This window comes from Streptomyces sp. NPDC058955 (assembly GCF_042741435.1).
In the GTDB taxonomy this organism is placed as follows: Bacteria; Actinomycetota; Actinomycetes; order Streptomycetales; family Streptomycetaceae; genus Streptomyces.
The window spans coordinates 1-1,498 of record NZ_JBHYKM010000063.1 but is presented as its reverse complement, the minus strand read 5'-3'; the positions used below and the strand labels follow the sequence as shown (position 1 = coordinate 1,498).

Genomic DNA, 1,498 nt, shown 5'->3' with positions numbered 1-1,498 from the left:
CGGGGGGGGTGGGGGGGGGGGAGCCCGCGGCGCGCCGCGCGCCGGGGCGGGGGGGGGGGGGGCGTGGCCCCGCCCCCCCCCCCCCCCGGGACTGCTCCGTCCAGGTGCGGCCGGCGTCGGCGGAGGCGATCAGCCCGAGGTCGGAGGGACCGCCGCTGCCCGGCGCGGGGTGGCCGCTGGCGAGGAAGATGCCGTCGGGGGCGACGGTGAAGCCCATGAAGTCGTCGCGGCGGTCGCCGACGAGGACGGGGGCGCCGCCGGGGCCGGGGGAGTGGATCCCCTGGTGCGTGGCGACGTACAGGGTGCCCTTGTGGAGGCCGAGCCCGTGGATGTGGGAGAGGGCGGAGGCCGAGTCCGTGTCGGCGGCGGTGTCCGTGCCGCTGTCCGCGCTCTGCGAGCAGGCGGTCAGGGCGAGGGCGAGGGGCACGACGGTCGCGGCGGCGACGACCGCGGCCCGGGGGAAGCGGAGCTTGGGCATGGTTCTTTCGTTCGTTGGGGGAGGGAGGGGCGAGGGGGCGCTCGGAGGATCGGATCCGACATCCGGCATCCGGGATCCGAGATCCTGGATCCAAGATCCTGGATCCAAGATCCTGGGTCCCGGATCCAAGATCCCGGATGTTGGATCTTGGATATTGGATCCGGGACCCCCAGGGCCCGCCCCGGCAAACCGAGGCGGGCCCGTACCGGCCCGAACCGGTCGGGGCCGACCGTCAGAGCCGGTCGAGGATCGTGCGCAGCTCGGTGATCTCGGCGGTCTGGGCGCGGACGACCTCGTCGGCCAGGGCCTTCGCCTCGGCGTTGGCGCCGTTCTTCTGTTCGTCCTTCGCCATCTCCACGGCTCCCTCGTGGTGGGCGATCATCAACTCGGCGAAGGTGCGGTCGAAGTCCTTGCCCTTGACGGCGGCGAGGTTCTTCATGTCCTGCTCGGACATCATCCCGGCCATCGCGTGGCCCATCCCGGCGGACTCGGGCTTGCCCCAGCCCTTCAGCCACGCCTTCATCTTCTGGATCTCGGGGTCCTGGGCCTTCTCGACGGCGGCGACGATCTTCTTGATGCCGTCGTCCTCGGCGCGCCCGTCGGCGAGCTTCGCCATCTCCAGGGCCTGCTCGTGGTGGGGGATCATCATCTGCGCGAACATCACGTCCGCGTCGTTGAAGGACCCGGCGGCCGACGGGGCGACCGAGGACGGGCCCGAGGCGGTGGCCGAGGCGGTCGCGCCGCCGTGGTCCATCCCGCTCATGGTGTCGTCGTTGCCGCAGGCGGCCAGGAGCAGGGCGGCGGCCGTGACGGCGCCGGCCAGGCCGAGGGTGCGGGTGGTGCGCTTCCGGTTAGTACGCATGGTGATACCTCGTGTGCTGTACGTACGGTCATGGGCTTATACCGGTGGTGGGGGGGGGGGGGGGGGGGGGCCCCCCCCCGCCGGGGGCCGCGGCGCCGGCCCGCGCCCGACCCCCCGCCCCCGCGCGCGGGCCCGCGGCGCGGGCCGGGGGGCGGGCG

1 protein-coding gene and 1 pseudogene are annotated in these 1,498 nt (G+C 74.3%); both read right to left on the bottom strand.

Annotation, left to right across the window (positions count from 1 at the left end; translation table 11 throughout):
- Positions 1-478: pseudogene (locus ACFW1I_RS22940) on the bottom strand (hypothetical protein); the annotation flags it as partial.
- A gap of 232 nt (positions 479-710) precedes the next feature.
- Positions 711-1,340 (bottom strand): DUF305 domain-containing protein, encoded by a 630-nt coding sequence (locus ACFW1I_RS22935; protein WP_384672900.1) that lies wholly within the window; start codon positions 1,338-1,340, stop codon positions 711-713.
- Between the last annotated feature and the right edge of the window lie 158 nt (positions 1,341-1,498).

Coding starts and splice junctions, on each gene's coding strand:
- ACFW1I_RS22935 (WP_384672900.1), bottom strand. CDS start 1,340: ATGCGTACTAACCGGAAGCGCACCACCCGCACCCTCGGCCTGGCCGGC.